Raw genomic sequence first — 26415 nt, 5'->3', positions numbered from 1 at the left:
ATGTAGCAACTATCCTTAAAAGTGGCGTTCGCTTCAACTGATCGGCTAAACATGCCACAATATTCGATACTGTCGGCTAATTTTTTCGCTAAATCAGGATATTAACTGCCCATGAGGGGTACATACAAAGCCGCGATCGCGCTACTGCTTCTGATCGTCCTTTTGCCGCTGACGCTACTACTGACGCTTGCGCAGTGGGTGCCTACGCTTGCCGGGATCTGGCTCCCCGCCGGGACCCGCATCGCCTTTGAAGAGAGCCCGCGCCTGACCCGCAGCGCTCTGGTCATCCCCGATCTGCGCTATCTGGTGGAAGAGTGCGAAATCGCCCGCGTCAAAGACGCTACCCTCAGCCACCCAAGCCGCTGGAAGCTTGACATCGGCGCGCTGGATCTCAACAGCGCCTGCCTGAGCAAAATCCCCGCCAGCGAGCCCACGCCCACCGCGCCGCGCTCCCTGGCCGAATGGCAAGCCCTGCTACCCAACACCTGGCTTAACATCGACCGCCTGACACTCTCCCCCTGGCAGGTGTGGGAGGGGAAATTAACCGCTTCGTTGACACCGTCCCTGCAAGAAATTGTCTACCACGGAGATAAGTTTAGCCTGCGGGGAAAACTACGCGGCCGCTCGCTGACGGTAACCGATGTCACGCTTAACCTCCCCGATAATCCCCAGCCGGTAAAACTGGTGGGGGAATTTACTCTGCCGCTGGTGCCGGATGGCCTGCCGGTGCAGGGGCACACGGTGGCGACCTTTACCGTGCCGCAGATCTCAACCCTAGTGGATGCCGAGCTTGAATGGCAGGACAACCAGGGCCAGTTGGTGATGATTGCCCGGGAGAGCGGCGAGCCGCTGCTGGATCTCCCCTGGCAGATCACCCCGGAACAGTTCACCATCAGCGACGGGCGCTGGCGCTGGGTTCAGGCCGGTGTTCCCCTGAGCGGACGGCTGGGGCTTAAGATCGATAACTGGCAACAGGGCACGGAGAAGGCTATCGTCAGCGGGCGAATGAACGTGCTGACCCAGGGCGATGCCGGGAAGGGCAACGCGGTGCTCACCTTCGGCCCCGGCAAGCTAAGCATGGACAACAGCGCCATGCCGATGCAGCTCACCGGCATTGCCAAACAGAACGACCTGACGCTGTACGCGAAGTTACCCGCCACGCTGACCGGCAGCCTTGCCGAGCCCCGGCTGGCATTTGCCCCGGGGGCGCTGCTGCGCTCCCGGGGGCGGGTTATCGACTCCCTGAATATCGACGAGGTGCGCTGGCCGCTGGCTGGCGTGGCGCTCACCCTTAACGGCATCGACGGTCGCCTGCAGGCCATCTTACGCGCCCATGAACAGGAGATGGGGGATTTCACCCTGCACCTGGATGGCCGGGCCAGCAATTTTCTGCCGGATAACGGATTGTGGCAATGGCGCTACTGGGGGGAGGGCAACTTTACCCCGATGCAGGCCCGCTGGGACGTGGCGGGCAGGGGGGAGTGGCGCGACAGCGTGATTGAGCTGAGCGCGCTTTCCACCGGCTTCGATCAGCTGAAATATGGCACCCTGCATGCCAGCGCACCGCGCATGGTGCTTGAGCGCCCAATCCGCTGGCAGCGCGACCCTGCCGATCCGCACTTCAGCGGCGCGCTCTCCTTCGATGCCGGAGAGACCACCTTTACCGGCGGCAGTGTATTACCCCCCTCAACGATCAAATTCAGCGTGGAGGGTAGCGATCCAACATTTTTCCAGTACAAAGGCACCCTTAACGCCAGAGCCATCGGCCCGGTGCAGCTGAACGGGCGCTGGGACGGGGAGCGTCTGCGCGGCCAGGCCTGGTGGCCGAAGCAATCCCTGACCGTTTTTCAGCCGCTGATCCCACCGGACTGGAAGATGACCCTCAGGGAGGGGGAGCTTTATGCCCAGGTGGCTTATTCCGCAGCGGCGGATCAGGGCTTTGAGGCCGGAGGCCACGGCGTGCTGAAGAGCGGTAGCGTCTGGATGCCGGATAACAAAATCAACGGGGTCGACTTTGTCCTGCCGTTCCGCTTCAGCCAGGGCACCTGGTCGCTGGGAACCCGCGGTCCGGTGACGTTGCGCATTGGCGAGGTGAAAAACCAGGTCACGGCCCGCAACATCACCGCCGATCTGCAGGGCGATTACCCCTGGAGCGATGCCAGTCCGCTGCTGCTGAGCGACGTCAGCGTCGATCTGTTGGGCGGTAAAGTGACCCTGCAGCAGCTGCGCATGCCCCAGCACGATGCGGCCCTGCTGCGGGTGCAGAATCTCTCCGCCAGCGAGCTTATCAGTGCGATAAATCCCAAACAGTTTGCCCTGTCCGGGCCGTTCAGCGGGGCGCTGCCCTTGTGGCTGGACAACGACAAGTGGATCATCAAAGATGGCTGGCTGACCAACGCGGGTCCGATGACGTTGCGTCTCGATAAAGAGACTGCCGATGCGCTGGTGAAAGAGAACGGGGCGGCGGGCGGCGCGATTAACTGGCTTCGCTATATGGAAATTTCGCAGTCGTGGACGAAACTCAATTTAGATAATCTGGGTGAATTAACCCTGGCGTCGACCTTGCGTGGCGCCAGCCGCGTGGAGGGCCAGACACAGGCCGTCAACCTCAACTATACCCATCAGGAGAACGTGTTTACCCTCTGGCGCAGCCTGCGTTTTGGCGACAAGCTGCAGACGTGGCTGGAGGAGCACGCGGCACTACCGGATAACCGCTGTCCGACAGGCAAGGAATGTAAGGAACAACCATGAAAAAGCTGGCCGGTGGCTTCACCGCGATTGTGATACTGACGCTGACAGGCTGCACGCCGAGGATAGAAGTGGCGGCGTCGAAGGAGCCCATCACCATCAACATGAACGTCAAAATTGAACATGAAATCCACATCAAAGTGGATAAAGACGTGGAATCGCTGCTGAAATCGCGCAGCGATCTCTTCTGAGGCCGCCATGAGAAAATACTTCACGCTCATTCTGCTGACGCTGGGGCTCTGTGCGCCCGCGTTCGCCCTGACCCTCAACGAAGCCCGCACCGAGGGACGCGTGGGGGAAACGCTGAGCGGGTATATCGCCCCGCGCAGCCAGGATCGCGAAACCCTGGCGCTGGTGGAGCAGATCAACAAGGCTCGCACCGAGAGTTATCAGCGGCTTGCCGACAGCAATAACCTTCCGGTCGATGAGGTGGCTAAAATGGCGGGAAGCAAACTGGTTGCCCGCGCCCGCCCCGGCGAGTATGTCCAGGGCGTTAACGGCAGATGGTTACAGAAGTGATTAGCGGTGGCGTTTGCGGTATTCGCCAGGGGAGATCCCAAAGCGCTGTTTAAATGCCGTGGAGAAGTGGCTATGGTCGGTAAAGCCCCAGCTGTAGCCAATGCCCGCCAGTTTCTCGTCGTCCCGGGCGCTACGTAGCATCTGCGCGCAGAGATCCAGCCGACGGTTCTTGATGTACTGCGCCACCACCAGCCCTTTCTCGGCAAACATCCGGTAGAGGCTACGCACCGACATCCCGCACTCCGCCGCAATCCACTCCGGTCGCAAATGTTCCGCCTGAATATGATCGTCGATGAGCGTCAGAACGTGGCTGAACTGGCGCGCCTTGCGCGGCTGCACGCTTTCACGCTGCTGCAATACCGGGCGCAGCAGACAGACCATCGCCTCCAGCGCGGCTTCGCTCTCGGTTTCACTCAATCGCGGATTGCTCATGCTCTCCTGCAGCAGACGATAGCTGAGCTGGACGGTAGGCAGGCTGTGGGAGAGTTTTTGCGCGCAGCTCACTTCCTGAAAACGAAAGTGCTGCTCAAGGATCTGGCGCGGGAGCAGCAATGAGATCTGCCGGGATTTTTCCGGCCAGTAGATCGAGCAGGGGCGGGAGGCGTCGATCAGGGTGATATCTCCCGCGTTGAGCATAATTTGCCGGTCGTCCTGCTCCAGTCCCGCTTCACCTTCCAGCTGAAAGACAGTGTAGAACCAGGCATCGTTGCTGGTCTTAATCTCCTGGCGGGTACGAAACAGATTCACGCCGCCAGCGGTGACGGTGCTGAGCTTCAGGTTGCCGGTCCAGGTGGATTCCAGCTCGCCGTAAAACTCGCCGCTCATGGGCTGGGCCGCAAAACTTCCGCAAGCCTGATTAATCTGCGCCAGCCACTGCTGATAATTGTCCGTTTCCTTTGCACTCGCCATCGTCTGACCTGCTACGTCGTGAATGTTTAAACATTGTTGCATTTATGTTTCTAATTACCCGTGACATGGGGCGAAATATAGGCAAGAACACCACGGTGTAACAGAGCGAAACGGCACTATTGTCGCGTTTTGCGGAGCCTGTCACAGCCGACAAAGCGAATGTCACAGAGATAAAAGCGCACTGCGCAAACCCATCTTAGACTGCGATGACACCCTGCGAATAATAAGGAATCGCTATGTCTGATACACAGGTCGCAGTACTGCACAGCGTGCAGCAATTTCTGGATCGCCAACATGGCCTCTGGATCGAGGGACAACCGTCCGCCTCCGACAGCGAAAAGCGTCTGGATATCTTTAACCCGGCAACTGGTCAGGTGATTGCCTCTACCGCCGATGCCAGCGCGAAAGATGTGGATCGCGCGGTGATGGCCGGCTGGCGCGCCTTTGTGGCCCGCAGCTGGTCCGGCAAACTGCCGGCGGAGCGCGAACGTATTCTGCTGCGCTTCGCCGATCTGGTGGAGCAGCACACCGAGGAGCTGGCCCAGCTCGAAACCCTGGAGCAGGGTAAATCCATTAACATCTCCCGCGCCTTTGAAGTGGGCTGCACTCTGAACTGGATGCGCTACACCGCGGGGCTGACCACCAAAATCGCCGGTAAGACGCTGGATCTCTCCATTCCGATGCCGCAGGGAGCGCGCTACCAGGCGTGGACGCGCAAAGAGCCGATTGGCGTGGTGGCCGGGATCGTGCCGTGGAACTTCCCGCTGCTGATTGGCATGTGGAAAGTGATGCCCGCGCTGGCGGCCGGCTGCTCTATCGTGATCAAACCGTCCGAAACCACGCCCCTGACCCTGCTGCGCGTGGCGGAACTGGCAACCGAGGCCGGGGTCCCGGACGGCGTCTTTAACGTAGTGACCGGCAGCGGGGCGGTGTGTGGCGCTGCGCTCACCAACCATCCGCATATCGCCAGGGTGAGCTTTACCGGCTCGACCGCCACCGGGAAACAGATTGCGCGCGCCGCCGCCGATCGCCTGATGGGGGTGACGCTGGAGCTGGGCGGTAAAAACCCGGCGATTGTCCTGAAAGATGCCGATCCGGCATGGGTGATCGAAGGCCTGATGACCGGCAGCTTCCTGAACCAGGGCCAGGTGTGCGCCGCCAGCTCGCGTATTTACGTCGAAGCGCCGCTGTTTGATACCGTGGTGAGCGGTTTTGAGCAGGCGGTGAAATCCCTCAGCGTCGGGCCGGGCATGTCCCAGGAGGCGCACATCAACCCGCTGGTTTCCCGCGCCCACTGCGACAAAGTGCAGACCTTCCTTGATGAAGCGCAGTCGCGCCAGGCGGAGCTGATTACCGGCAACCGTGGTCCGAACGATCAGGGTTACTACGTGTCGCCGACGCTGGTGGTGAACCCGGACGCCAGCCTGCGCCTGACCCGCGAAGAGGTGTTTGGTCCGGTGGTCAACCTGGTGCGCGTCGCTGACGGCGAAGAGGCGCTGCGCCTGGCGAACGATACCGAATACGGCCTGACCGCCAGCGTCTGGACGCAAAACATCAGCAAAGCGCTGGAGTACACCGACCGCCTGCAGGCGGGCACCGTGTGGGTGAACAGCCATACCCTGATCGACGCCAACCTGCCGTTTGGCGGGATGAAGCAGTCCGGCACAGGCCGTGATTTCGGCCCGGACTGGCTGGATGGCTGGTGTGAAACCAAATCGGTGTGCGTGCGCTACTGACGCCCGGCGGCGCTGCGCTTGCACGGGCCTACGGTCTGGTCGGTTTGCCGCACCGCACCGTAGGTCCGGTTAAGCAGAGCCGCCACCCGACACAGGCCGCACCGCACCGTAGGTCGGGTAAGGCGCAGCCGCCACCCGACACAGGTCGCACCGCACCGTAGGTCGGGTAAGGCGCAGCCGCCACCCGACACAGGCCGCACCCCACCGTAGGTCGGGTAAGGCGTAGCCGCCACCCGACACAGGCCGCACCGCACCGTAGGTCGGGTAAGGCAGAGCCGCCACCCGACATCAGACCGCACCGTGCCAACAAAACCGCACCCTTAGCAGGACCAGCGATTTCGTCCTGCATTTTTTGCCCGGTAGAGCGCGGCATCGGCCTGGGCGATCACCTCGCTGGCCGTCTGACCAGCGGTCAGCGAGGCGATCCCCATGCTGACCGTGACGCTGTCGCTGACCGTTGAGGCAGCATGCGGAATAGCCGCAGCGCGCAGGCTCTCCTGAATGCGCGCCGCCACCTGTTCCGCCACTTTTTCCGTCGCATCAAACAGGATCAGCAGAAACTCCTCGCCACCGTAGCGTGAGACCATATCGTCCGGGGTGCGCACCACCTGTTTCAGCGCCTGCGCCACTGCCGCCAGGCACTCATCCCCGGCCTGATGCCCGTAACGATCGTTGTAGCGTTTGAACTCATCGACATCGAGCATAATCAGCGCAAAATCGTTCCCCTGTTTGACCGCGTTTTCCAGCACGTTCTCCATCGCCCGGCGGTTAGCGGTACCGGTGAGCGGATCCTGGTGCGCAAGGGCATCCAGGCGAGCAATCAGCGCCTGGTTCTGCTGCTGACGCAGCCAGGCTTCATCAAACCAGCGCACTAAAATAAACCGCCCGTAAACCAGCACTACCGTAAAGATAAGCCACACCACGACGAAACGCAGGCTGATGCCCTCGTTCAGCACCAGGCTGGCAGCCGGCATCGCCGCCCACAGCGGCAGCGCATTGCTCATCAGCCCAACCGGAAAAAAATAGAGCCCTGCCAGCGCCGTCAGGAGCAGGGTGGTGCAGAGCGGCCAGGCGAAGGGCAGTTTCAGATGGGCGATAAACCAGACGGCGCAGCAGGCCCAGATCAGGCCTGCCAGCAGCAACAGCAGGCTCAGCCCGCGTTTTTTTTGCCAGACCAGCAGCAGGGAGAGGCTAAACAGAACAATGACCGCCAGCATCAGCCAATCGATCATCCTGGCGCTGAAGGCGTTCACCTGATAAAGCGCGTCAATGCCGTCGAACAGCCCATTACGCAATAAGACCATCAGCGCAAAGCCGATGTTGACGAGCGCCAGCCACGGCATGCTGAGAGTCAGTCCGCGGGTGACCATATCCCTGCGGGCGAAAGGCTCCGCCCGCAGGCTGGTGGGTTTACGGTGTAACAATGTTGAACCAGAACTCAAATTTATCCATATAGCCCAGCATGGTATCAAGTTTTGCCCCGTCACCGGTAACCTTCACCGCGCCGCTCTCCTCAGCCTGTTTCAGGGTGGTTTCCTTGAGGATGATTTTATTCAGCGTGTCGCGGCTCAGGGTGATGGTGGCGTCGGCGTCGGTCGCTTCGGCATTGGCGGTGTGGTTCAGCACCCCATTTTCCAGCTCGAGCTTGTACTTGCCGCCGTCGCTGCCGAGGTCGATGTTAAACACCGATTTCGCGGTTCCGGCTTTTTCACCGTTAATGTGAACCGCCAGATAGTCGAAGAACATCTCCGGGGTCATCGCCCGCACCGTATCCGGGCTGGCGGTGTTCGGGGTCGGCCCTTTCACCACGCCGTTACGCAGCTCCTGCGCGCCGGTGAGGTAGAAGTTACGCCACGGGCCCGATTCCGCCTGATAGCCTAACTGCTCAAGCGCGTCCGCCTCCAGGTTACGGGCCGCCTGGTTGTTCGGATCGGCAAAGACCACCTTGCTCACCACCTGCGCCACCCAGCGATAGTTACCCTGGTCGAAGTCGGTTTTGGCCTTCTGCAGAATGGCGTCTGCGCCGCCCATGTAGTCTACATATTTCTTCGCAGCCTCTTCCGGCGGCAGCTCATCCAGTGTCGCCGGGTTGCCGTCGAACCAGCCGAGATAGAGCACGTAGGTGGCTTTCACGTCGTGACTTACCGACCCGTAGTAGCCCCGGTTAGCCCAGGTGTGCGCCAGCGAATCCGGCAGTCTGAAGTTTGCCGCAATTTCATCCCGGGTCATGCCCTGGTTCGCCATGCGCAGGGTCTGGTCGTTGATGTAGCGATACAGGTCTCGCTGGCTTTTCAGCAATTTATTGACGTTTTCATTGCCCCAGGTTGGCCAGTGGTGCTGAGCCATCAGCACTTCGGCTTTATCACCCCAGCGCACAATGGCTTCGTTGATATATTTTGACCACGGCAGCGGCTCGCGGATCTTCGCCCCGCGCAGGGAGTAGGTGTTATGCAGGGTGTGGGTGACATCCTCGGCGGATTCGATCAGTTTTTTCTCTTCGATGTACCAGAGCATTTCGGACGGCGCTTCTGAGCCCGGCGCCAGCATAAAGTCATAGGTCAGGCCGTCGATGGTCTCTTTCTGTCCATCTTTTTCGATGATATTGGTCGGCGCAAGCAGGGTTACGGTCCCGGCGGAGGTCGTGGTGCCAAGCCCCGCGCCCACCTGACCTTTAGGATCCGGCTTCAGCAGGTTGCCATACATATAGCTGGCGCGGCGGCTCATGACGTTCCCGGCCATAATGTTTTCTGCCACGGCGGCTTCCATAAAGCCGGCCGGGGCGTAGATTTTGACTTTCCCGGCTTTGACATCGGCCTCATCCACCACGCCGCGCACGCCGCCGTAGTGGTCAACGTGGCTGTGGGTGTAGATCACCGCTACCACCGGTTTCTGCCCGCGGTTTTTGTAATAGAGATCCATCCCGACTTTTGCCGTTTCAGCAGAGACCAGCGGGTCGACCACGGTGATACCGGTCGCCCCTTCGATAATGGTCATGTTTGACAGGTCAAGGTTTCGGATCTGATAGACCCCATCCGTGACCTCAAACAGACCGCTGATATTAATCAGCTGCGCCTGACGCCATAAGCTTGGGTTGACGGTATCCGGCGCTTTGTCCCCCTCTTTAATAAAGGCGTACTGCTGGGGATCCCAGACCACATTGCCCTGTTCGCCTTTGATCACCTCGGTCGGAAGTGCAGCGATAAAGCCTTTATGGGCATCGGTGAAATCGGCATTGTCGGAGAAGGGCAGCTGGCTGAAGAGGGCATTATTGGCTTGCTGAGTGGCGGCGGCAGCCTCTTTTGGCGCTTCTGCGGCAAATGCAGGAGTGCCGGCAGAGATAAGAACGCCTGCAAGCGCAAGGCTTCTTGCTATCAAGTTGAATCTCATCCTAAAAACCTCTCAATGTTCATACAACGACGTAAGGGAGAACTTCGTGTGATGTCCATAAAAAAACGGTTTAAGAAAGGCAACCCGGACGGCATGGGTATGATTAACTATAAGCAAGGGAAGCTGTTCAGCAAATAAACGACTTAAGCGAAATTAAATGGCGGTGTAGGTCGGATAAGCGCAGCGCCACCCGACAATGCCCGGCGGCGCTGCGCTTGCACGGGCCTACGGTCCCGTAGGTCGGGTAAGGCGCAGCCGCCACCCGACATCAAACCGCACCGACAAGAAAAAGCCGGGCAATATGCCCGGCTGTTTATCACTGCCCCTCTTTCTTCTTGCCGAGCGACGGCGTCTCGTCAAAGAAGTTCCACGGTTTGAGCAGGGCATGCACCCACTCGGTTGGCATGATCGGCCACTCTTCGGCGCGGGCCACGTGGGTGGTACCGGTGGTGATCCACACCACGTTATCCTGGTTATTCAGCGACTCGTTATCTTTACTGAACTGGCCCAGCCCCTGGTCATGGGAGGAGCGGTTCGGGAATTTGCCCTCCGGGTACATCTCGTTCGGATGATAGCGGGTCACCCACAGCTGTTTATCCATAAAGCTGAGGCGATGATAGATCCACTCATCCGGGGCGAATTTCGCGCCGGTTGCCACCGGGTGCGTACCGCCCGCATAAGGGATGATCTGGTAAGAGACCGGATTACCCATGCGGTTCTCTTTGCTGGTGTTGCTCAGTAGACGAATGGTGCCCGGGTCAAATTTCTGTGCCGCCTGCTGCTCGCTGTCGATGTTGTACTGGTTAACCTGCATGGTACTGGTGCGCGGGCCGCCTGCGGTGTTCGGCTTCACCTCCGGATCCATCGCCACCAGGCTGTTGCTGGTGCCATCCACATCCAGATCCAGACGGAAGTTGTAGATGTGCTGGTGGGTGGTGCCGACAATGTTGTGGTCAATCAGAGTGCCGTACTTCGTATCCTCTTTGGCGCTCGGGTCATGCATGGTTTTCGCCATCACCCCTTTTACCGCTTCGATACCGGTCGCCCCGGCATCGATGCCGATAGTGCCGTTTTCATGGAAGATCCAGTCGAAGATGTAGTCGTAGTTGCCCACGGTGCTAATCCAGCGTACCACCAGCTCGCGGCGTTCGGTGCTGACGTTCGGCTGATTCATCTCCTGGTGCTTATATTCCGGCCCGGCGTAGCGTTCAAAAACCGCCATCGCCCGCGGGATTTCCATCGGCGCACCGGTGTAATCCGGGATGGTCTGATTCAGCAGCACGGCGTTGGAGGGCACATCTTTACCGCGCACCAGCGGCGAGGTGAGGGTGCCCATGCCGTAGTCGCCGGAGTCCAGATAGGCTTTGAAATACCAGCCCACGTCCGGGTCGCCGTAAGGGACAATCATCCCGCCCAGCGATCCCTCGTACATCACCTGGCGTTTTTTGCCGTTGTCGTTAAAGGTGACGGTGGAGATGATCGGCCCGACGCGGGAGTCGAGGCTCAGGTGGAAATCCCAGTTCTGCCAGTGGATCATATTGCCGGTAATGGTGTAGTTCTTGCCTTCCGGCTCCACAATCTCCAGCGGTTTGTGCACCACCGGTTCGCGGTCGCGGCCATCATAGGGGCGGGACTGCATCGGCACCGGTACGACAGCGCCTTCTTCAATTTTGACGATCTTCTTCTCGATCAGATCGACCACCGCCACCAGGTTCTCAATCGGGTGCGCCCAGTAGTTGCCGTCGCCGGTATCCAGGTAGCTCACCACCTTCAGCAGGCGATCTTCCTGCTTCAGACCATCCTTACCGTCAAAGTAGCCGACGGTCAGCGGGGTGGTCATCACCTTTGACGGGTCGTTGATGCCGCGTTTTTTCAGCGCCTCGGCATACTCCGGGCTGCCGGTGACGATCTTCTGCACCGCCATAAAGTCATCCAGCAGCACCATGCCGTGGGCGTCTTTGATCGGCTCCCAGTGCAGGATTTTCTTCTCCTGCAGATCCACTAGCGCTTCAACGATAAATTTGCCGTCCAGCAGGGTGATATTGGCCTGACGCGGCGCATCTACCGCCGTGCCGTTCAGCACGAAATCCCACACTTTGGCTTTGTCCGGCTCGGCCAGCGCGATCTGCGTGAAGCGGGTATTCGGTTTAAAGTCCGGCGAGGCTTTCACAATCCCGACGGCCTCTTTGATCTCATCCGCGGAGAGGGCGTTCAGCGGGTGCGGGGTCTTCTCGACCTGGAAGGTCTGGTCAAGGCCGGACTGGAACACATCGTTAACAAAGGTATCGGCGATCCAGGCCTTATTGTCTTTCATGACCACCGGCGCCTGCAGGGTGAGCGGTTTACCGTTGACCATAGCGGTTGTGGCACCCGGCTTCACTTTGATAAAGGCCCCATCTTTGCTGATGGTGAACATCTGGGCATAGTCGTCCCATTTCACATCAGCGCCAAATTCGGTCAGGGTTTTATCCATTTCGACCATATGTGCTGCACCACCGTGCGCCAGCACCTGGCCGGAAAAGAGACAGGCAACGGCCAACGCCAGCACCGTTTTACGTGGAGAAAAAATGGAGGAGCTTCCCATGATTAACCTCTGTTGTATGTGTTGTTATCCACTCGGGACCGCTGTTCTGCGCGCGGTTTATTCATTGCCAACATAGCAATAACGCGTTAAGTACCGTTTGCCTGCATTTGCCAGATGTTTTGTCAGATGTGCCAGAAGCCGGGTAACGTGCGCGACGTTACCCGGATGGAGGAGGATCAGGCGTCAAAATCTCCGCGCTGACGGGAGACGAGGGTCAGGATCGAGTAGAGCGCCACCGGCTGCTGGTGCTGGTTGAAAATCTCAACCGCCCATTCCACCACGCCGGTCGGTTTCTCGTCCGCCGTGCGCTGTTTCTTCAGCGTCTTGCGCTTACAGGTCAGACGCACCTGGATGGTGTCGCCCGGCTTCACCGGCTCAATAAAGCGCAGGTTCTCCATACCGTAGTTGGCAATCACCGGCCCGACGCCCGCATCGACGAACAGACCCGCCGCAGCGGAGATCAGGAAGTAGCCGTGCACCACGCGTTCGCCGAAAATCGACTCCGCCGCGCCGATCTTGTCCATATGGGCGTAGAAATGATCCCCGCTCAGGCAGGCAAAGTTAACGATGTCGGTTTCGGTCAGGGTACGGCGCGGGGTCAGGAGGCTGTCGCCCGGCTGTAACTCCTCGAAGTATTTGCGGAACGGATGAACGCGATCCTCCTGCACCTGCGCGCCGCGTACCCACTGCTGGCTGATGGCGGCCAGCATGCTCGGGCTGCCCTGGATGGCGGTGCGTTGCAGGTAGTGTTTTACCGCCCGCAGGCCGCCCAGCTCCTCACCACCCCCGGCGCGGCCCGGGCCGCCGTGCACCAGCTGCGGCAGCGGGGAGCCGTGGCCGGTGGACTCTTTGGCCGACTCTTCGTTGAGGATCTGGATACGGCCGTGGGCGCGGGCGGCGCCGGCGATAAACTGACGCGCAAGGCGCAGATCGGCGGTGACCAGCGTCCCGGCGAGACTGCCTTCCCCGGCGCGGGCAAGGGCCATGGCGTGCTCGCGATCCTGATACGGCATCAGAGTGGCGACCGGGCCAAAGGCTTCGGTGGCATGGACGGCAGGGGTTTCATCCGGCTGCGGGCAGAACAGCAGCGTCGGCGGGAAGAAGGCCCCGGCAGCGTTCAGGTCGGCTTTCCCGCCCAGACGAATCTGGCAGCCCGCCGTGACTAAAGTATCCACTTTCTCCTGCACGTCAGCGCGCTGCTCGGCGTTGACCAGTGAGCCCATTTTGATCCCTTCCTGAGCCGGGTCGCCGACAGCCACTTTTTCCAGCCGGGCGATCAGCGCCTGGCTGACAGCCTCCACCTGCGCCTGCGGAACGATGATGCGGCGGATCGCGGTACATTTCTGCCCGGCTTTCGCGGTCATCTCCCGCACCACTTCGCGAATGAAAAGGGCAAACTCCGGCTGCTCCGGGGTGACGTCATCCCCCAGCACGCAGCAGTTCAGGGAGTCCGCTTCCATGGTGAAGGGAATCGATTTTGCCACGATGTTCGGATGGACGCGCAGCTTCTGGCCAGTGTCGGCGGAGCCGGTAAAGGTCACCACGTCCTGGCTGTCGAGCTGGTCGAGCAGATCCCCCGCGCCGCCGCAGATCAGGCTGATGGCGCCCTCCGGCACCAGGCCGCTGTCGACGATCGCTTTCACCATCGCCTGGGTCACCTGGGCGGTGGCGGTGGCCGGTTTAATAATGGCAGGCATCCCCGCCAGCCAGGTCGGGGCCAGCTTTTCCAGCATTCCCCAGCAGGGGAAGTTGAACGCATTGATGTGGACGGCCACGCCGGACTTCGAGGTCAGCACGTGGCGCGCGGCAAATCCGCCCTCTTTTGAAAGCGGGATCAGCTCATCTTCCGGCCACAGGGTATCGTCCGGCAGTTCGCGGCTGCCCAGGCTGGCGAAGGTAAAGAGGGTGCCGATCCCGCCCTCGATATCCACCCAGCTGTCGGCGCGGGTCGCCCCGGTCTGTGCCGACAGCGCATAAAAGGTCTCTTTCTGGCTCAGCAGATGTTTCGCCACCGCTTTCAGCATGGCGGCACGTTCGATAAAGGTCATGGCATGAAGCGCTTCGCCGCCTTTCTCAATGGCGTAGCGACGTGCGGCGGCCATATCCAGCCCTTCGCTGGTAACGGACCAGAGGGATTCACCGCTGATGGCGTGTTGAATGGTGCGCTCACGGCCCCGGCCTGACTGCCAGGTACCGGACAAGAAGCTGGCTAACTGCTGCATCTTTCTCTCCAGATGGTTCGTGATTTCACTATAAATAGTTCGTTTGTGAATCATAAAAAGCAAGTGACTTGTTAATGTTTTATTAACATTGTGATCTCGCTTAATCTTCTTAACTCCCGGAAGCCGCGTCGTATCTGGGGTGTGGAAATCTCTTGCGAGCCTCATCACAAAACGAATAAACGATTCTTGGGTTATTCATTAACCTTTGTGTAACTTTTATAAAACAAAGTGATTCATCATTGAATGATGTTTGGCAGTTAAACGAATCAAAAGGGTGATGACGTGACGGAAGAACAACGCTTTGAGCAGCGCATCGCGCAAGAGACGGCCATCGAGCCGCAGGACTGGATGCCTGACGCGTACCGTAAAACGCTGATCCGCCAGATTGGTCAGCATGCGCACTCCGAAATTGTCGGCATGCTGCCGGAAGGGAACTGGATCACCCGCGCCCCGACGCTGCGCCGTAAGGCCATCCTGCTGGCGAAAGTGCAGGACGAGGCGGGGCACGGGCTCTACCTCTACAGCGCGGCGGAAACGCTGGGCTGCGCCCGGGAAGATATCTACCAGAAGATGCTCGACGGCAAGATGAAATACTCCTCCATCTTCAACTACCCGACCCTGAGCTGGGCGGATATCGGCGTGATCGGCTGGCTGGTGGATGGCGCGGCCATCGTTAACCAGGTGGCGCTGTGCCGGACCTCCTACGGCCCCTATGCCCGGGCGATGGTGAAAATCTGTAAAGAAGAGAGCTTCCACCAGCGTCAGGGCTTTGAGGCCTGCATGGCCCTGGCCCAAGGTAGCGAAGCCCAGCGCCAGATGTTGCAGGACGCCATCAACCGCTTCTGGTGGCCAGCGCTGATGATGTTTGGCCCGAACGACGACAACTCACCGAACAGCGCCCGCAGCCTGGCCTGGAAGATCAAACGTTTTGGCAATGACGAGCTGCGTCAGCGCTTTGTCGACAACACCGTGCCGCAGGTGGAAATGCTCGGCATGACTGTGCCGGATGCGGATCTACAGTTCGATGCCGAAAGCGGTCACTACCGTTTTGGCGAGATCGACTGGCAGGAGTTTGACGAGGTGATTAACGGGCGCGGCGTCTGCAATCACGAACGTCTGGCCGCCAAGCGTAAAGCCTGGGAAGAGGGAACGTGGGTGCGCGAAGCCGCACTGGCGCACGCCGAAAAACAACACGCCCGCAAGGTCGCATAAGGGGAATCAAGATGAGCAAAACATACTGGCCGTTGTACGAAGTCTTTGTCCGCAGCAAGCAGGGATTATCCCACCGTCACGTGGGCAGCCTGCATGCCGCCGATGACCGTATGGCGCTGGAAAACGCGCGCGACGCCTACACCCGCCGTAATGAAGGCTGTTCCATCTGGGTGGTGAAGGCGAGCGAAATCGTCGCCTCCCAGCCAGAAGAGCGCGGTGAGTTTTTCGACCCGGCGGAGAGCAAGGTCTACCGCCATCCGACCTTCTACACCATCCCTGATGGCATCGAGCACATGTGAGGCCACGGATGAAAACGTTAACGCAATATGCTCTGCGCCTGGGTGATAACGGGCTGGTGCTCTCCCAGCGTCTGGGAGCGTGGTGTGGTCACGCCCCGGAGCTGGAGATTGACCTCGCGCTGGCCAATATCGGCCTCGACCTGCTGGGCCAGGCGCGCAACTTCTTAACCTACGCCGCCGAGCTGGAAGGCGAGGGCGACGAAGACACGCTGGCCTTCCAGCGCGACGAGCGCCAGTTCAGCAACCTGCTACTCGTGGAGCAGCCCAACGGCAACTTCGCCGACACCATCGCCCGTCAGTACTTTATCGACGCCTGGCACGTGGCGCTCTTTACCCGTCTGACCCAGAGCCGTGACAAGCAGCTTGCCGCCATCGCCGCGAAATCCATCAAAGAAGCCCGCTACCACCTGCGCTTCAGCCGCGGCTGGCTGGAACGCCTGGGCAACGGCACGGAGATCTCTGCGCAAAAAATGCAGCAGGCGGTCAATGACCTGTGGCGTTTCACCGCCGAGCTGTTCGAGGCGGACGAGATTGACCTGACGTTGGCTGCCGAAGGTATCGCCGTCGATCCGCGCAGCCTGCGCGACGCGTGGGAAGCGGAAGTCTTCTCTGGGCTGAACGAGGCGACGCTGAGCGTGCCGGGCGAGTCCGCCTACCGCACCGGTGGCCGTAAAGGGCTGCACACCGAACATCTGGGTCCGATGCTGGCAGAGATGCAATATCTGCAGCGCGTCTATCCCGGCCAGCAGTGGTAATCCAGGAGAGCGCCATGCAACACGCCGTCCAACTCACCCCCGCCGCCGTCCCGCAGATCTGGTCTCTGTTAAGCCAGATCCCGGACCCGGAGATCCCGGTACTGACCATCACCGACTTAGGGATGGTGCGCAGCGTGACGCCGCAGGATGAGGGCTGGGCCATCGGTTTTACGCCGACCTATTCCGGCTGTCCGGCCACCGATCATCTGATGGGGGCGATCCGCGACACCCTGACCGCCCACGGCTACGGACCGGTGCAGATCACCCTTCAGCTCGACCCGGCGTGGACCACCGACTGGATGACCCCGGACGCCCGGGAGCGTCTGCGCCAGTACGGCATCAGCCCACCGGCCGGGCACAGCTGCCATGCGCATCTGCCGGCTGAAGTGACCTGTCCGCGCTGCGCCAGTACCCGCACCACGCTGATCAGTGAATTTGGTTCCACGGCCTGCAAAGCGCTCTGGCGCTGCGACAGCTGCCGCGAACCCTTCGACTATTTCAAATGTATCTGAGGTCGCCATGACAACGTTTCATTCCTTAACGGTGGCAAAAGTGGAACCCGAAACCCGCGATGCGGTGACCATTACCTTCGCGGTTCCCCAGCCTTTGCAGGAAGCGTATCGCTTCCGTCCGGGCCAGCATCTGACCCTGAAAGCCCATTTAGCGGGCGAAGAGCTGCGCCGCTGCTACTCCATCTGCCGCAGCGTTCAGCCGGGCGAAATCAGCGTGGCGGTAAAAGCCATCGACGGCGGGCGCTTCTCGCGCTATGCCCGGGATGAGATCAAGCAGGGGATGGCGCTCGAAGTGATGGTGCCGCAGGGGCATTTTGGCTATCAGCCGCTGGCAGAGCGGGAAGGCTGCTACCTGGCGATTGCCGCCGGTTCCGGCATCACCCCGATGCTGGCGATCATCTCCAGCACTCTGAAAACCGAACCGAAAAGCCAGTTCACCCTCATCTACGGCAACCGCAGCAGCCAGAGCATGATGTTCCGCCAGGCGCTGGCCGATCTGAAAGACAGCTATCCGACCCGCCTGCAGGTGGTCAACATCTTCAGCCAGGAGACCCTGGACAGCGAGCTGCTGTACGGGCGCATCGACGGCGAAAAACTGCAGGCGCTGGCGAAGCACTTAATTGACTTCAGCCAGTTTGATGAAGCCTTTATCTGCGGCCCGGCGGCGATGATGGACCAGGCGGAACAGACCCTTAAGGCGCTGGGGATGCCGGAGAAATCGCTGCATCTTGAGCGCTTCAACACGCCGGGCACAACCATTAAACGCACCCATTCGGTACAGACCGGGGGGCAAAAGGTGACGGTGCGCCAGGACGGGCGCGACCGCGAGATCACCCTCACCGCCGAAGACGAAAGCATTCTGGATGCCGCGCTGCGCCAGGGGGCGGACCTGCCTTACGCCTGTAAAGGCGGGGTCTGCGCCACCTGCAAATGCAAAGTGGTGCGCGGCAAGGTGGATATGGTGACCAACTACAGTCTGGAGCCGGATGAACTGGCGGCAGGCTACGTGCTGAGCTGCCAGGCCCTGCCGCTGACCGGCGACGTGGTGGTGGACTTTGATGCGAAGGGGATGGCATGAGCGACCTGATTGTCACCCGTCACGGTCGGGTATTGCTCCTGACCCTTAACCGCCCGACGGCGCGTAACGCCCTGAACAATGGCCTGCTGAGCGAACTGGCAACCGCCCTGGAAGCTGCCGCCGTAGACAGCGAGATTTCGGTGTGCGTGATTACCGGCAACGAACGCTTCTTTGCCGCCGGAGCCGATCTGAACGAGATGGCGGAAAAAGATCTGGCCGCCACCCTCAACGACATTCGCCCGCAGCTGTGGGCGCGCATCAACGCCTTCAGTAAGCCGCTGATTGCCGCCGTCAATGGCTACGCCCTGGGCGCAGGGTGCGAGCTGGCGCTGCTCTGCGATGTGGCGATTGCCGGGGAAAACGCCCGCTTCGGCCTGCCGGAAATCACCTTAGGCATTATGCCGGGCGCGGGCGGCACGCAACGGCTGATCCGCAGCGTCGGCAAATCCCTTGCCAGCAAAATGGTGCTGACCGGGGAAAGTATCACCGCCCGTCAGGCGCTGGCGGCCGGGGTGGTAAGCGATGTACATCCCGAAGACCTGACCCTCGAATATGCTCTCAAGCAGGCGGCACTGATGGCGCGTCACTCTCCGCTGGCGTTGCAGGCGGCGAAGCAGGCGTTACGCCAGTCTCAGGAGGTGGCCCTCACCGCCGGGCTGGCCCAGGAGCGTCAGCTCTTCACCCTGCTGGCGGCCACCGAGGATCGCCGGGAAGGGATCGACGCCTTCCTGCAAAAACGCACCCCTGAATTTAAAGGACGCTAACCATGGATTTTATTCTGAGTCACGTTGAGCAGGGGGTCATGACCCTAACCCTGAACCGCCCGGAGCGGCTCAACAGCTTCAATGAGGAGATGCACCAGCAGCTGGCGGCGTGCCTGACCCAGGCCGAGCGCGACGAGAGCGTGCGTTGTCTGCTGGTGACCGGTGCCGGACGCGGTTTTTGTGCCGGGCAGGATCTTAACGACCGTAACGTCGACCCGAACAGCCCGGCGCCGGATCTCGGCATGTCGGTGGAGAAATTTTACAACCCGCTGGTACGCCGTCTGGCAAAACTGCCCAAGCCGGTGATCTGCGCGGTGAACGGCGTGGCCGCCGGAGCGGGGGCGACCCTGGCGCTGGGCTGCGACATCGTTATCGCCGCCCGTTCGGTGAACTTTGTGATGGCCTTCAGCAAGCTCGGTCTGGTGCCGGATTCCGGCGGTACCTGGCTGCTGCCGCGTCTGACCGGGCGCGCCCGGGCGATGGGCCTGGCCCTGCTGGGGGAGAAGATCAGCGCTGAGCAGGCACACGCCTGGGGGATGATCTGGCAGGTCGTGGATGATGCCGAACTGACCGACACCGCCCGTCAGCTGGCCGTGCATCTCGCCACCCAGCCGACCTTTGGCCTGGGGCTGATCAAGCGGGCGATCAATGCCGCCGAAACCAATACCCTGGACGCGCAGCTGGATCTGGAGCGCGACTATCAGCGCCTGGCCGGGCGCAGCGCCGACTACCGGGAAGGGGTCAGCGCCTTCCTCAACAAACGCGCGCCGCAGTTTACGGGGAAATAAGATGACGACAATTCATACCGTGGCGGTGATTGGCAGCGGCATCATGGGAGCCGGGATCGCCGAAGTGGCGGCGAGCAACGGCCACCCGGTGCTGATCTATGACATCAACGCAGAGGCCATCTCCCGCGCCATTGACGCCATTCGCAGCCGTCTCGAATCCCGCGTGGCGCGCGGCAAGCTCGCCCCGCATGACGCCGAACAGACGCTCCAGCGCCTGGTGCCCGTTACCGACATCCACGCGCTGGCGAAGGCTGATCTGGTGATTGAAGCCGCCTCTGAGCAGATGGCCGTTAAAAAGGCGCTCTTCGCCCAGTTGGCGGAGATCTGCCCGGCTAACACGCTTTTAACCAGCAACACATCCTCAATTTCTATTACCGCCATTGCCGCCGACCTGCGCCATCCTGAGCGCGTGGCGGGGCTGCACTTCTTTAACCCGGCCCCGGTGATGAAGCTGGTGGAAGTGGTAAGCGGCCTGGCGACCTCCGGGGAAGTGGTCGAACAGCTGAGCGAACTGGCGACGCGCTGGGGCAAACAGCCGGTGCGCTGCCAGTCAACGCCGGGCTTTATCGTTAACCGCGTGGCGCGTCCGTACTATGCCGAAGCCTGGCGGGCGCTGGAAGAGCAGGTTGCCGCCCCGGAAGTCATCGACGCGGCGCTGCGCGAAGGCGCAGGCTTCCCGATGGGGCCGCTGGAGCTGACCGATATGATCGGCCAGGACGTCAACTTCGCCGTGACCTGCTCAGTATTTAACGCCTTCTGGCAGGAGCGACGTTTCCTGCCGTCACTGGTGCAGCAGGAGCTGGTGCTGGGTGGGCGTCTCGGCAAGAAGAGCGGGCAGGGCGTTTACAACTGGCGTAACGAAAAGCCAGCGGTGAGCTGGCTGGCAGAGGTGAACGATAGTTACAGTGTCACGCATCAGCAGAAAAAAAGTGACGGTGTCACTGAAATTGACGGCGTACTGCTGATCGAAACCCGGGGTGAGACCGCCCAGGCGCTGGCGAACCGCTACGCACAGCCGGTGGTGGTGTTCGACAGACAGGAGAGCGACGTGGCGGTGATTGCCGTCGCGGCCAGCAACCCGCCAGCCGCGACACGGAAAGCGGTGCGCTACTTCCAACAGCAGGGCAAGCGCGTGCTGCAGGTGGCGGATTATCCCGGCCTGCTCATCTGGCGCACGGTGGCGATGATTGTCAACGAAGCCCTCGACGCCCTGCAAAAAGGGGTCGCCAGTGAAGAGGATATCGATACCGCCATGCGCCTCGGGGTGAACTACCCGCGCGGCCCGCTGGCCTGGGGAGAACAGCTTGGCTGGCAGCGTCTGCTGTGCCTGCTGGAAAACCTGCAACGCCATTACGGCGAAGAGCGTTACCGTCCTTCATCCCTGCTGCGCCAGCGCGCGCTTCTGGAGAGTAGCTATGAGTCATAACGCCTGGCGCAACGCCCGCGCCATGTATGAAAACGATGCCTGCGCCCAGGCTTATGGCATCGACATTATTGAGATGGATGAGGGCATGGCAGTACTGACCATGACTGTCACGCCGCAGATGCTCAACGGCCACAAGAGCTGTCACGGCGGACAGCTGTTTACCCTCGCCGATACCGCTTTCGCCTACGCCTGCAACAGCCAGGGGCTGGCGGCGGTGGCCTCGGGTTGCACCATCGATTTTGTCCGTCCGGCGTTTGCCCACGATAAGCTCACCGCCACGGCGCAGGTGCGCCATCAGGGGAAACAGACCGGCGTATACGACATTGAAATCGTTAATCAACAACAGAAAACGGTTGCCCTGTTCCGTGGGAAATCCCACCGCATCGGCGGCACTGTGACAGGAGAAGCATGATGCGTGACGCCTTTATCTGTGACGGGATCAGAACCCCAATCGGTCGCTATGCCGGTGCGCTGTCCGGTGTGCGCGCGGACGACCTGGGCGCCATCCCGCTGCGCGAACTGCTGGCGCGTAACCCGGGTCTGGATGCGGAGCGCATCGACGATGTGATCTTTGGCTGCGCGAACCAGGCGGGGGAAGACAACCGTAACGTGGCGCGAATGTCCCTGCTGTTAGCCGGGCTGCCGCAGACCGTCTCCGGCACTACCCTGAACCGCCTTTGCGGCTCCGGTCTGGATGCGCTGGGCTTTGCTGCCCGCGCGATTCGCGCCGGTGATGGCGACCTGATGATTGCCGGGGGTGTGGAGTCGATGTCCCGCGCGCCTTTCGTGATGGGCAAAGCGACCAGCGCCTTCCAGCGGCAGAATGAAATTTTCGATACCACTATCGGCTGGCGTTTTGTGAACCCGCTCATGGCGCAGCAATTTGGTTCTGACAGCATGCCGGAAACGGCAGAGAATGTAGCGGAATTGTTAAAGATTTCCCGTGAGGATCAGGACGCCTTCGCCCTGCGCAGCCAGCAGCGTACCGCTCAGGCCCAGGCTAACGGTATTCTGGCGCAGGAGATCGTGCCGGTCGTCATTAAAGGCAAAAAAGGGGCGGTCACCGAAGTGGTGCATGACGAGCATCTGCGCCCGGACACCACCCTCGAAATGCTGGCCGGGCTGAAAGCCCCTTTCCGGGCGGGCGGTGTGGTTACCGCCGGTAACGCTTCCGGCGTGAACGATGGCGCTGCGGCGCTGATTGTCGCCAGCGAGAAGATGGCGGCAGCCCAGGGCCTGATCCCGCGTACCCGCATCGTGGCGATGGCGACCGCTGGCGTTGAGCCGCGTCTGATGGGGCTGGGCCCGGTGCCTGCCACCCGTCGGGTGCTGGAGCGCGCCGGGCTGAGCATCAACGACATGGACGTTATCGAGCTGAACGAAGCCTTCGCCTCCCAGGCGCTGGGGGTGCTGCGTGAGCTGGGGCTGCCGGATGATGCGCCGCACGTTAACCCCAACGGCGGGGCAATTGCCTTAGGCCATCCGCTGGGTATGAGCGGGGCCCGCCTGGCGCTGGCCGCCAGCAACGAGCTGCATCGTCGTAAAGGGCGCTATGCGCTCTGTACGATGTGCATTGGTGTCGGTCAGGGCATTGCCATGATCCTTGAGCGTGTCTGAACAATTATAAAAAGCGAGTACCCTACGATGACTACGACAATGATAAATACAGCGACAACCGCAACGTCAACTGCAACCACGACGGCAACGCATCTTGACCCCATCGAAACCGCCTCCCTTGATGAGCTGCAGGCCCTGCAAACCGAGCGTATGAAGTGGACGTTAGAACACGCTTATAACAACGTCCCCATGTACAAACGCAAGTTTGATGCGGCGGGCGTGCATCCTGACGATTTCAAAGAGTTAGCGGATATCCGCAAGTTCCCGTGCACCACCAAGCAGGATCTGCGTGACAACTATCCGTTTGATACCTTTGCGGTGCCGATGGAACAGGTGGTGCGTATTCACGCCTCTTCGGGCACCACCGGTAAACCCACCGTGGTCGGCTACACGCAGAACGACATTGATAACTGGGCCAACATCGTGGCCCGCTCGCTGCGCGCCGCGGGGGGCAGCGCGAAGGACAAAATTCATGTCGCCTACGGCTATGGCCTGTTCACTGGCGGGCTGGGCGCCCACTACGGCGCCGAGCGTTTAGGCGCCACGGTGATCCCGATGTCCGGCGGCCAGACCGAAAAACAGGCCCAGCTGATCCGCGATTTTCAGCCAGACATGATCATGGTGACGCCTTCTTACTGCCTCAACCTGATCGAAGAGCTTGAGCGCCAGATGGGGGGTGATGCCAGCCAGTGCTCCCTGCGCGTGGGCGTTTTTGGCGCTGAGCCCTGGACCCTGGCGATGCGCCGGGAAATTGAAAAACGCCTCGGTATTACCGCTCTGGATATCTATGGGCTCTCCGAAGTGATGGGGCCGGGGGTGGCGATGGAGTGCATCGAAACCGCCGACGGACCGACCATCTGGGAAGATCACTTCTACCCGGAGATCGTCAACCCGAACGACGGCACGCCGCTGGCCGATGGTGAGCAGGGGGAACTGCTCTTCACCACCCTCACCAAAGAGGCGCTGCCGGTGATCCGCTACCGCACCCGCGACCTGACCCGCCTGCTGCCGGGCACCGCCCGCACCATGCGCCGCATGGACAGGATCAGCGGCCGCAGCGACGATATGCTGATTATCCGCGGCGTCAACGTCTTCCCGTCCCAGCTGGAAGAGGAGATCGTCAAGTTTGAGCACCTGTCGCCGCACTACCAGCTGGAGGTGAACCGTCGGGGCCATCTTGATTCACTTTCGGTGAAGGTGGAGCTGAAAGAGAGTAGCCTGTCGCTGACCCACGAACAGCGCTGCAACGTCTGCCACCAGCTGCGCCACCGCATTAAGTCGATGGTGGGGATCTCTACCGACGTGACGATCGTCAACTGCGGTAGCATTCCGCGTTCCGAAGGCAAAGCCTGCCGCGTCTTCGATCTGCGTAAGGCCGCAGCCAACAGCTAAGGCCGTCCGCGACCCTCTGCGTATTAGGGAGGGTCGCGCTTTTAGCGCTATGCTATGATTCATCCGCGAAAATAATCACAACAGAATGAATCACATGAGTAAACTCGACGCCTTTATCCAGCACGCTGTCAGCTCCGTTCCCGTCAGCGGCACCTCGCTGATCTCCTCCCTGTACGGTGATGCCCTGTCCCATCGCGGCGGTGAAGTCTGGCTGGGAAGCCTGGCGGCCCTGCTGGAGGGGATGGGATTCGGCGAGCGCTTCGTGCGTACCGCGCTGTTCCGTCTTAATAAAGAGGGCTGGCTGGATGTGGTTCGCATCGGCAGACGCAGCTTCTACCGCCTGAGCGACAAAGGATTGCGTTTAACCCGCCGGGCCGAAACCAAAATTTATCGCGCAGAGCTACCGGCCTGGGACGGCAAATGGCTGCTGCTGCTCTCTGAAGGGATGGACAAAACCACGCTGGCGGATGTGAAAAAGCAGCTGATCTGGCAGGGCTTCGGCACCCTGGCGCCGAGCCTGATGGCCTCGCCGTCGCAACAGCTGGCAGACGTACAGACCCTGTTGCATGAAGCGGGCGTGGCGGAAAACGTCATCTGCTTTGAGGCGCATTCGCCGCTGGCGCTCTCCCGCGCCGCGCTGCGCGCCCGGGTGGAGGAGTGCTGGCAGCTCAGCGAGCAGAACCTGATGTATGAAACCTTTATCGACTCGTTCCGGCCCCTGCTGCCCCTGCTGCGGGAGGCCACGCCGGAGGAGCTGACGCCGGCGCGCTGTTTCCATATCCAGCTCTTGCTGATCCATTTTTATCGCCGGGTGGTGCTTAAGGATCCGCTCCTGCCGGAAGAGTTACTCCCGTCGCACTGGGCAGGCCAGACGGCCCGCCAGCTGTGCATTAACATTTATCAGCGCGTCGCGCCGGGTGCGCTGGCGTTTGTCAGTGAGAAAGGGGAGACCTCGGTCGGCGAACTGCCGTCGCCGGGCTCCTCCTACTGGCAGCGCTTCGGCGGCCTGACGCCCGCGTAACGGAGGTTATGTGCCTGTATATCAAATTGATGGTCTGACACCGGTTATTCCTGAGGAGAGTTATGTCCACCCGACAGCGGTCCTGATTGGCGACGTGATCCTCGGTAAGGGCGTCTATGTGGGCCCCAACGCCAGCCTGCGTGGGGATTTTGGCCGTATCGTGGTGAAAGACGGGGCCAATATTCAGGATAACTGCATCATGCACGGCTTCCCCGAGCAGGACACGGTGGTGGAAGAAGAGGGACACATCGGGCACGGCGCCATTCTGCACGGCTGCGTGATCCGCCGCAATGCGCTGGTGGGGATGAATGCGGTGATCATGGATGGCGCCGTGATCGGCGAGAACAGCATCGTCGGCGCGGCGGCATTTGTGAAAGCGAAAGCGGAAATGCCTGCCGACCATCTGATTATCGGCAGCCCGGCGAAAGCGATCCGCGTGTTGAGCGAGCAGGAGATGGCGTGGAAAAAGCAGGGCACCCGCGAGTACCAGACGCTGGTGGAGCGCTGCAAACAGACGATGCATCAGGTGGAGCCGTTACACGAGGTGGAACCGGATCGCAAGCGGCTGGTGTTTGACGAGAATCTGCGGCCCAAGTCGGCCCGCTGAGCGGCAAACCCCTTAATCCTGCGTGAGGCCATCTTTGTGTAGATTGAAGGATGTTAAGGATTAATTTAGTGGCACCCTAAAAGCCCCGGCACGCTGTCGCTGGGGCTTTGTTTCTGCGTTTTTATTTTACCTGTCGCTGTTGGCATCCCCAATACGACCTATTAATGCGCAGCCAGTTCGTAAAAGAATGCCGGGTTCGCCTTAATCGTGGCCAGCACTTTTGCTGCCAGGCCGGTGGGGTTACGTCTTCTGGATTCCCAGCTTTTGATGGTATCCACGCTGGTGCCCAGCGCTTTTGCCATTTCTGCCTGGGAGACGTTGAGCTGCTCTCTGATCGCTTTGACATCGGCAATCTCATAGCGGGTAACTCGGGAAGGGGCTTTGGTCCCGTTTTTGATGTCAACCGCCTCTTCCAGGGACGTTTTGAGTTCGTCAAAAAAATGCATTTCACACCTCGTTTTTCAGTAAGGTTGTCAGTTTTTTTAGTTCAACCTTTTCCGCATCAGTGAGATTCTCTTTGGCGCTTTTCGGATAAGCGAGCACCAGCCAGATAATCTCCCGTGTTGCCAGAAGGTAAATTACCCTGGCGCTGCTGCTTTTACCCTGGCTACCCGTGGCCATCCTGACTTTTCGCAGCCCGCCGGTATTCTGAATAACATCACCTTTGTCCGGAAAGGCAATGAGCTCTCTTTGTAACGTCAGGAGTTCATCATCAGTCGCGATCTGTTTGATTTGCCGCGTAAACAGTGACGTCTCGATAAATTTTATCGCATGGCACACGATTCTCTCTCCATGTAAGGTACTATGTACACCTTAAGGTGTACATAGTACAGATCCAG

General features: G+C 60.4%; 24 protein-coding genes. 17 read left to right on the top strand and 7 right to left on the bottom strand.

The genetic code is table 11. The features are described from left to right. The first annotated feature begins 111 nt into the window (after positions 1 to 111). From C2U54_RS17585 to C2U54_RS17575, 3 genes are read left to right on the top strand one after another with little or no spacing between them, the layout of a single operon-like run. Positions 112 to 2751, top strand: a complete 2640-nt coding sequence (locus C2U54_RS17585) for a YdbH family protein (protein WP_103179821.1) — start codon at positions 112 to 114, stop codon at positions 2749 to 2751. Beyond that, entirely contained in the window at positions 2748 to 2939 is a 192-nt protein-coding gene (locus tag C2U54_RS17580) for a YnbE family lipoprotein (protein ID WP_039028506.1), read from the top strand. The genes C2U54_RS17585 and C2U54_RS17580 overlap by 4 nt, the downstream gene beginning before the upstream one ends. 7 nt (positions 2940 to 2946) lie before the next feature. Beyond that, a complete protein-coding gene (locus tag C2U54_RS17575) occupies positions 2947 to 3267 on the top strand; it encodes a YdbL family protein (protein ID WP_103179820.1) in 321 nt (106 codons plus the stop codon). Here C2U54_RS17575 and feaR read toward each other — a convergent pair whose 3' ends face one another. Continuing rightward, complete coding sequence (gene feaR, locus C2U54_RS17570) at positions 3268 to 4176, bottom strand: transcriptional regulator FeaR (RefSeq protein ID WP_103179819.1); 909 nt, start codon at positions 4174 to 4176, stop codon at positions 3268 to 3270. A gap of 236 nt (positions 4177 to 4412) precedes the next feature. Here feaR and C2U54_RS17565 point away from each other — a divergent pair, with 236 nt between their 5' ends. Continuing rightward, positions 4413 to 5912 (top strand): aldehyde dehydrogenase family protein, encoded by a 1500-nt coding sequence (locus C2U54_RS17565; RefSeq protein ID WP_103179818.1) that lies wholly within the window; start codon positions 4413 to 4415, stop codon positions 5910 to 5912. Positions 5913 to 6232: 320 nt separating this feature from the next. Here C2U54_RS17565 and C2U54_RS17560 read toward each other — a convergent pair whose 3' ends face one another. The 4 genes from C2U54_RS17560 to paaZ all read right to left on the bottom strand — a co-directional run bounded on the left by C2U54_RS17560 (position 6233) and on the right by paaZ (position 14105). Beyond that, positions 6233 to 7282 (bottom strand): GGDEF domain-containing protein, encoded by a 1050-nt coding sequence (locus C2U54_RS17560; protein WP_103179817.1) that lies wholly within the window; start codon positions 7280 to 7282, stop codon positions 6233 to 6235. Between the two features lie 40 nt (positions 7283 to 7322). Continuing rightward, on the bottom strand, positions 7323 to 9299 hold the full coding sequence (locus C2U54_RS17555; protein ID WP_103179816.1) for an alkyl/aryl-sulfatase: 1977 nt from the start codon (positions 9297 to 9299) through the stop codon (positions 7323 to 7325). A 316-nt stretch (positions 9300 to 9615) separates the two neighbouring features. Further along, a complete protein-coding gene (gene tynA, locus C2U54_RS17550) occupies positions 9616 to 11883 on the bottom strand; it encodes a primary-amine oxidase (RefSeq protein ID WP_103179815.1) in 2268 nt (755 codons plus the stop codon). Positions 11884 to 12059: 176 nt separating this feature from the next. After that, positions 12060 to 14105, bottom strand: coding sequence for a phenylacetic acid degradation bifunctional protein PaaZ (paaZ, locus tag C2U54_RS17545; protein ID WP_103179814.1), 2046 nt, complete (start codon positions 14103 to 14105; stop codon positions 12060 to 12062). A 282-nt stretch (positions 14106 to 14387) separates the two neighbouring features. Here paaZ and paaA point away from each other — a divergent pair, with 282 nt between their 5' ends. The 13 genes from paaA (at position 14388) to paaY (ending at position 25576) form a co-directional block, all read left to right on the top strand. After that, the gene (gene paaA, locus C2U54_RS17540) at positions 14388 to 15317 is read left to right on the top strand and encodes a 1,2-phenylacetyl-CoA epoxidase subunit PaaA (protein WP_103179813.1); all 930 of its coding nucleotides are present in this window, start codon (positions 14388 to 14390) and stop codon (positions 15315 to 15317) included. Positions 15318 to 15328: 11 nt separating this feature from the next. Continuing rightward, positions 15329 to 15616: a 1,2-phenylacetyl-CoA epoxidase subunit PaaB gene (paaB, locus tag C2U54_RS17535; RefSeq protein ID WP_103179812.1), complete on the top strand. Its 288-nt coding sequence runs from the start codon at positions 15329 to 15331 to the stop codon at positions 15614 to 15616. An 8-nt stretch (positions 15617 to 15624) separates the two neighbouring features. Continuing rightward, positions 15625 to 16371: a 1,2-phenylacetyl-CoA epoxidase subunit PaaC gene (gene paaC / locus C2U54_RS17530; RefSeq protein WP_103179811.1), complete on the top strand. Its 747-nt coding sequence runs from the start codon at positions 15625 to 15627 to the stop codon at positions 16369 to 16371. Positions 16372 to 16385: 14 nt separating this feature from the next. Continuing rightward, positions 16386 to 16883, top strand: a complete 498-nt coding sequence (paaD, locus tag C2U54_RS17525; RefSeq protein ID WP_103179810.1) for a 1,2-phenylacetyl-CoA epoxidase subunit PaaD — start codon at positions 16386 to 16388, stop codon at positions 16881 to 16883. Positions 16884 to 16890: 7 nt separating this feature from the next. Continuing rightward, entirely contained in the window at positions 16891 to 17961 is a 1071-nt protein-coding gene (gene paaE, locus C2U54_RS17520; RefSeq protein WP_103179809.1) for a 1,2-phenylacetyl-CoA epoxidase subunit PaaE, read from the top strand. Next, complete coding sequence (paaF, locus tag C2U54_RS17515) at positions 17958 to 18725, top strand: 2,3-dehydroadipyl-CoA hydratase PaaF (protein WP_103179808.1); 768 nt, start codon at positions 17958 to 17960, stop codon at positions 18723 to 18725. The genes paaE and paaF overlap by 4 nt, the downstream gene beginning before the upstream one ends. A gap of 2 nt (positions 18726 to 18727) precedes the next feature. Then, positions 18728 to 19513 carry a 2-(1,2-epoxy-1,2-dihydrophenyl)acetyl-CoA isomerase PaaG gene (paaG, locus tag C2U54_RS17510; RefSeq protein ID WP_103179807.1) on the top strand — a complete coding sequence of 262 codons (786 nt, stop codon included), beginning with the start codon at positions 18728 to 18730 and terminating at the stop codon, positions 19511 to 19513. A gap of 1 nt (position 19514) precedes the next feature. Further along, positions 19515 to 20939, top strand: a complete 1425-nt coding sequence (locus tag C2U54_RS17505) for a 3-hydroxyacyl-CoA dehydrogenase (protein ID WP_103179806.1) — start codon at positions 19515 to 19517, stop codon at positions 20937 to 20939. Next, positions 20929 to 21351: a hydroxyphenylacetyl-CoA thioesterase PaaI gene (gene paaI, locus C2U54_RS17500; RefSeq protein ID WP_103179805.1), complete on the top strand. Its 423-nt coding sequence runs from the start codon at positions 20929 to 20931 to the stop codon at positions 21349 to 21351. Before C2U54_RS17505 ends, paaI begins: the two co-directional genes overlap by 11 nt. Continuing rightward, positions 21351 to 22556 (top strand): 3-oxoadipyl-CoA thiolase, encoded by a 1206-nt coding sequence (gene pcaF / locus C2U54_RS17495; protein WP_103179804.1) that lies wholly within the window; start codon positions 21351 to 21353, stop codon positions 22554 to 22556. The genes paaI and pcaF overlap by 1 nt, the downstream gene beginning before the upstream one ends. A gap of 39 nt (positions 22557 to 22595) precedes the next feature. Continuing rightward, on the top strand, positions 22596 to 23948 hold the full coding sequence (paaK, locus tag C2U54_RS17490) for a phenylacetate--CoA ligase PaaK (RefSeq protein ID WP_103179803.1): 1353 nt from the start codon (positions 22596 to 22598) through the stop codon (positions 23946 to 23948). Positions 23949 to 24033: 85 nt separating this feature from the next. Next, a complete protein-coding gene (paaX, locus tag C2U54_RS17485; RefSeq protein ID WP_103179802.1) occupies positions 24034 to 24969 on the top strand; it encodes a phenylacetic acid degradation operon negative regulatory protein PaaX in 936 nt (311 codons plus the stop codon). Between the two features lie 10 nt (positions 24970 to 24979). Then, positions 24980 to 25576 (top strand): phenylacetic acid degradation protein PaaY, encoded by a 597-nt coding sequence (gene paaY / locus C2U54_RS17480; protein WP_103179801.1) that lies wholly within the window; start codon positions 24980 to 24982, stop codon positions 25574 to 25576. Positions 25577 to 25737: 161 nt separating this feature from the next. Here paaY and nadS read toward each other — a convergent pair whose 3' ends face one another. Continuing rightward, a complete protein-coding gene (nadS, locus tag C2U54_RS17475) occupies positions 25738 to 26022 on the bottom strand; it encodes a NadS family protein (protein ID WP_103179800.1) in 285 nt (94 codons plus the stop codon). Position 26023: 1 nt separating this feature from the next. Then, positions 26024 to 26356, bottom strand: coding sequence for a type II toxin-antitoxin system RelE/ParE family toxin (locus C2U54_RS17470; protein ID WP_103179799.1), 333 nt, complete (start codon positions 26354 to 26356; stop codon positions 26024 to 26026). Positions 26357 to 26415: the final 59 nt, after the last annotated feature.

The organism is Leclercia sp. LSNIH1 (assembly GCF_002902985.1).
Taxonomy (GTDB): domain Bacteria; phylum Pseudomonadota; class Gammaproteobacteria; order Enterobacterales; family Enterobacteriaceae; genus Enterobacter.
Note: the sequence above shows the minus strand (reverse complement) of the source record. Positions and strands in the feature narration are given on the sequence as shown.

What these genes read in the sequence shown, in the direction of transcription:
- paaD (WP_103179810.1), top strand. Translation starts at nt 16,386, where the DNA reads ATGCAACACGCCGTCCAACTCACCCCCGCCGCCGTCCCGCAGATCTGG.
- C2U54_RS17505 (WP_103179806.1), top strand. Translation starts at nt 19,515, where the DNA reads ATGACGACAATTCATACCGTGGCGGTGATTGGCAGCGGCATCATGGGA.
- paaF (WP_103179808.1), top strand. Translation starts at nt 17,958, where the DNA reads ATGAGCGACCTGATTGTCACCCGTCACGGTCGGGTATTGCTCCTGACC.
- paaC (WP_103179811.1), top strand. Translation starts at nt 15,625, where the DNA reads ATGAAAACGTTAACGCAATATGCTCTGCGCCTGGGTGATAACGGGCTG.
- C2U54_RS17575 (WP_103179820.1), top strand. Translation starts at nt 2,947, where the DNA reads ATGAGAAAATACTTCACGCTCATTCTGCTGACGCTGGGGCTCTGTGCG.
- nadS (WP_103179800.1), bottom strand. Translation starts at nt 26,022, where the DNA reads ATGCATTTTTTTGACGAACTCAAAACGTCCCTGGAAGAGGCGGTTGAC.
- tynA (WP_103179815.1), bottom strand. Translation starts at nt 11,883, where the DNA reads ATGGGAAGCTCCTCCATTTTTTCTCCACGTAAAACGGTGCTGGCGTTG.
- pcaF (WP_103179804.1), top strand. Translation starts at nt 21,351, where the DNA reads ATGCGTGACGCCTTTATCTGTGACGGGATCAGAACCCCAATCGGTCGC.
- paaX (WP_103179802.1), top strand. Translation starts at nt 24,034, where the DNA reads ATGAATCACATGAGTAAACTCGACGCCTTTATCCAGCACGCTGTCAGC.
- C2U54_RS17560 (WP_103179817.1), bottom strand. Translation starts at nt 7,282, where the DNA reads ATGGTCACCCGCGGACTGACTCTCAGCATGCCGTGGCTGGCGCTCGTC.
- C2U54_RS17565 (WP_103179818.1), top strand. Translation starts at nt 4,413, where the DNA reads ATGTCTGATACACAGGTCGCAGTACTGCACAGCGTGCAGCAATTTCTG.
- feaR (WP_103179819.1), bottom strand. Translation starts at nt 4,176, where the DNA reads ATGGCGAGTGCAAAGGAAACGGACAATTATCAGCAGTGGCTGGCGCAG.
- paaB (WP_103179812.1), top strand. Translation starts at nt 15,329, where the DNA reads ATGAGCAAAACATACTGGCCGTTGTACGAAGTCTTTGTCCGCAGCAAG.
- paaI (WP_103179805.1), top strand. Translation starts at nt 20,929, where the DNA reads ATGAGTCATAACGCCTGGCGCAACGCCCGCGCCATGTATGAAAACGAT.
- paaE (WP_103179809.1), top strand. Translation starts at nt 16,891, where the DNA reads ATGACAACGTTTCATTCCTTAACGGTGGCAAAAGTGGAACCCGAAACC.
- C2U54_RS17580 (WP_039028506.1), top strand. Translation starts at nt 2,748, where the DNA reads ATGAAAAAGCTGGCCGGTGGCTTCACCGCGATTGTGATACTGACGCTG.
- paaK (WP_103179803.1), top strand. Translation starts at nt 22,596, where the DNA reads ATGATAAATACAGCGACAACCGCAACGTCAACTGCAACCACGACGGCA.
- paaG (WP_103179807.1), top strand. Translation starts at nt 18,728, where the DNA reads ATGGATTTTATTCTGAGTCACGTTGAGCAGGGGGTCATGACCCTAACC.
- C2U54_RS17585 (WP_103179821.1), top strand. Translation starts at nt 112, where the DNA reads ATGAGGGGTACATACAAAGCCGCGATCGCGCTACTGCTTCTGATCGTC.
- paaZ (WP_103179814.1), bottom strand. Translation starts at nt 14,105, where the DNA reads ATGCAGCAGTTAGCCAGCTTCTTGTCCGGTACCTGGCAGTCAGGCCGG.
- C2U54_RS17555 (WP_103179816.1), bottom strand. Translation starts at nt 9,299, where the DNA reads ATGAGATTCAACTTGATAGCAAGAAGCCTTGCGCTTGCAGGCGTTCTT.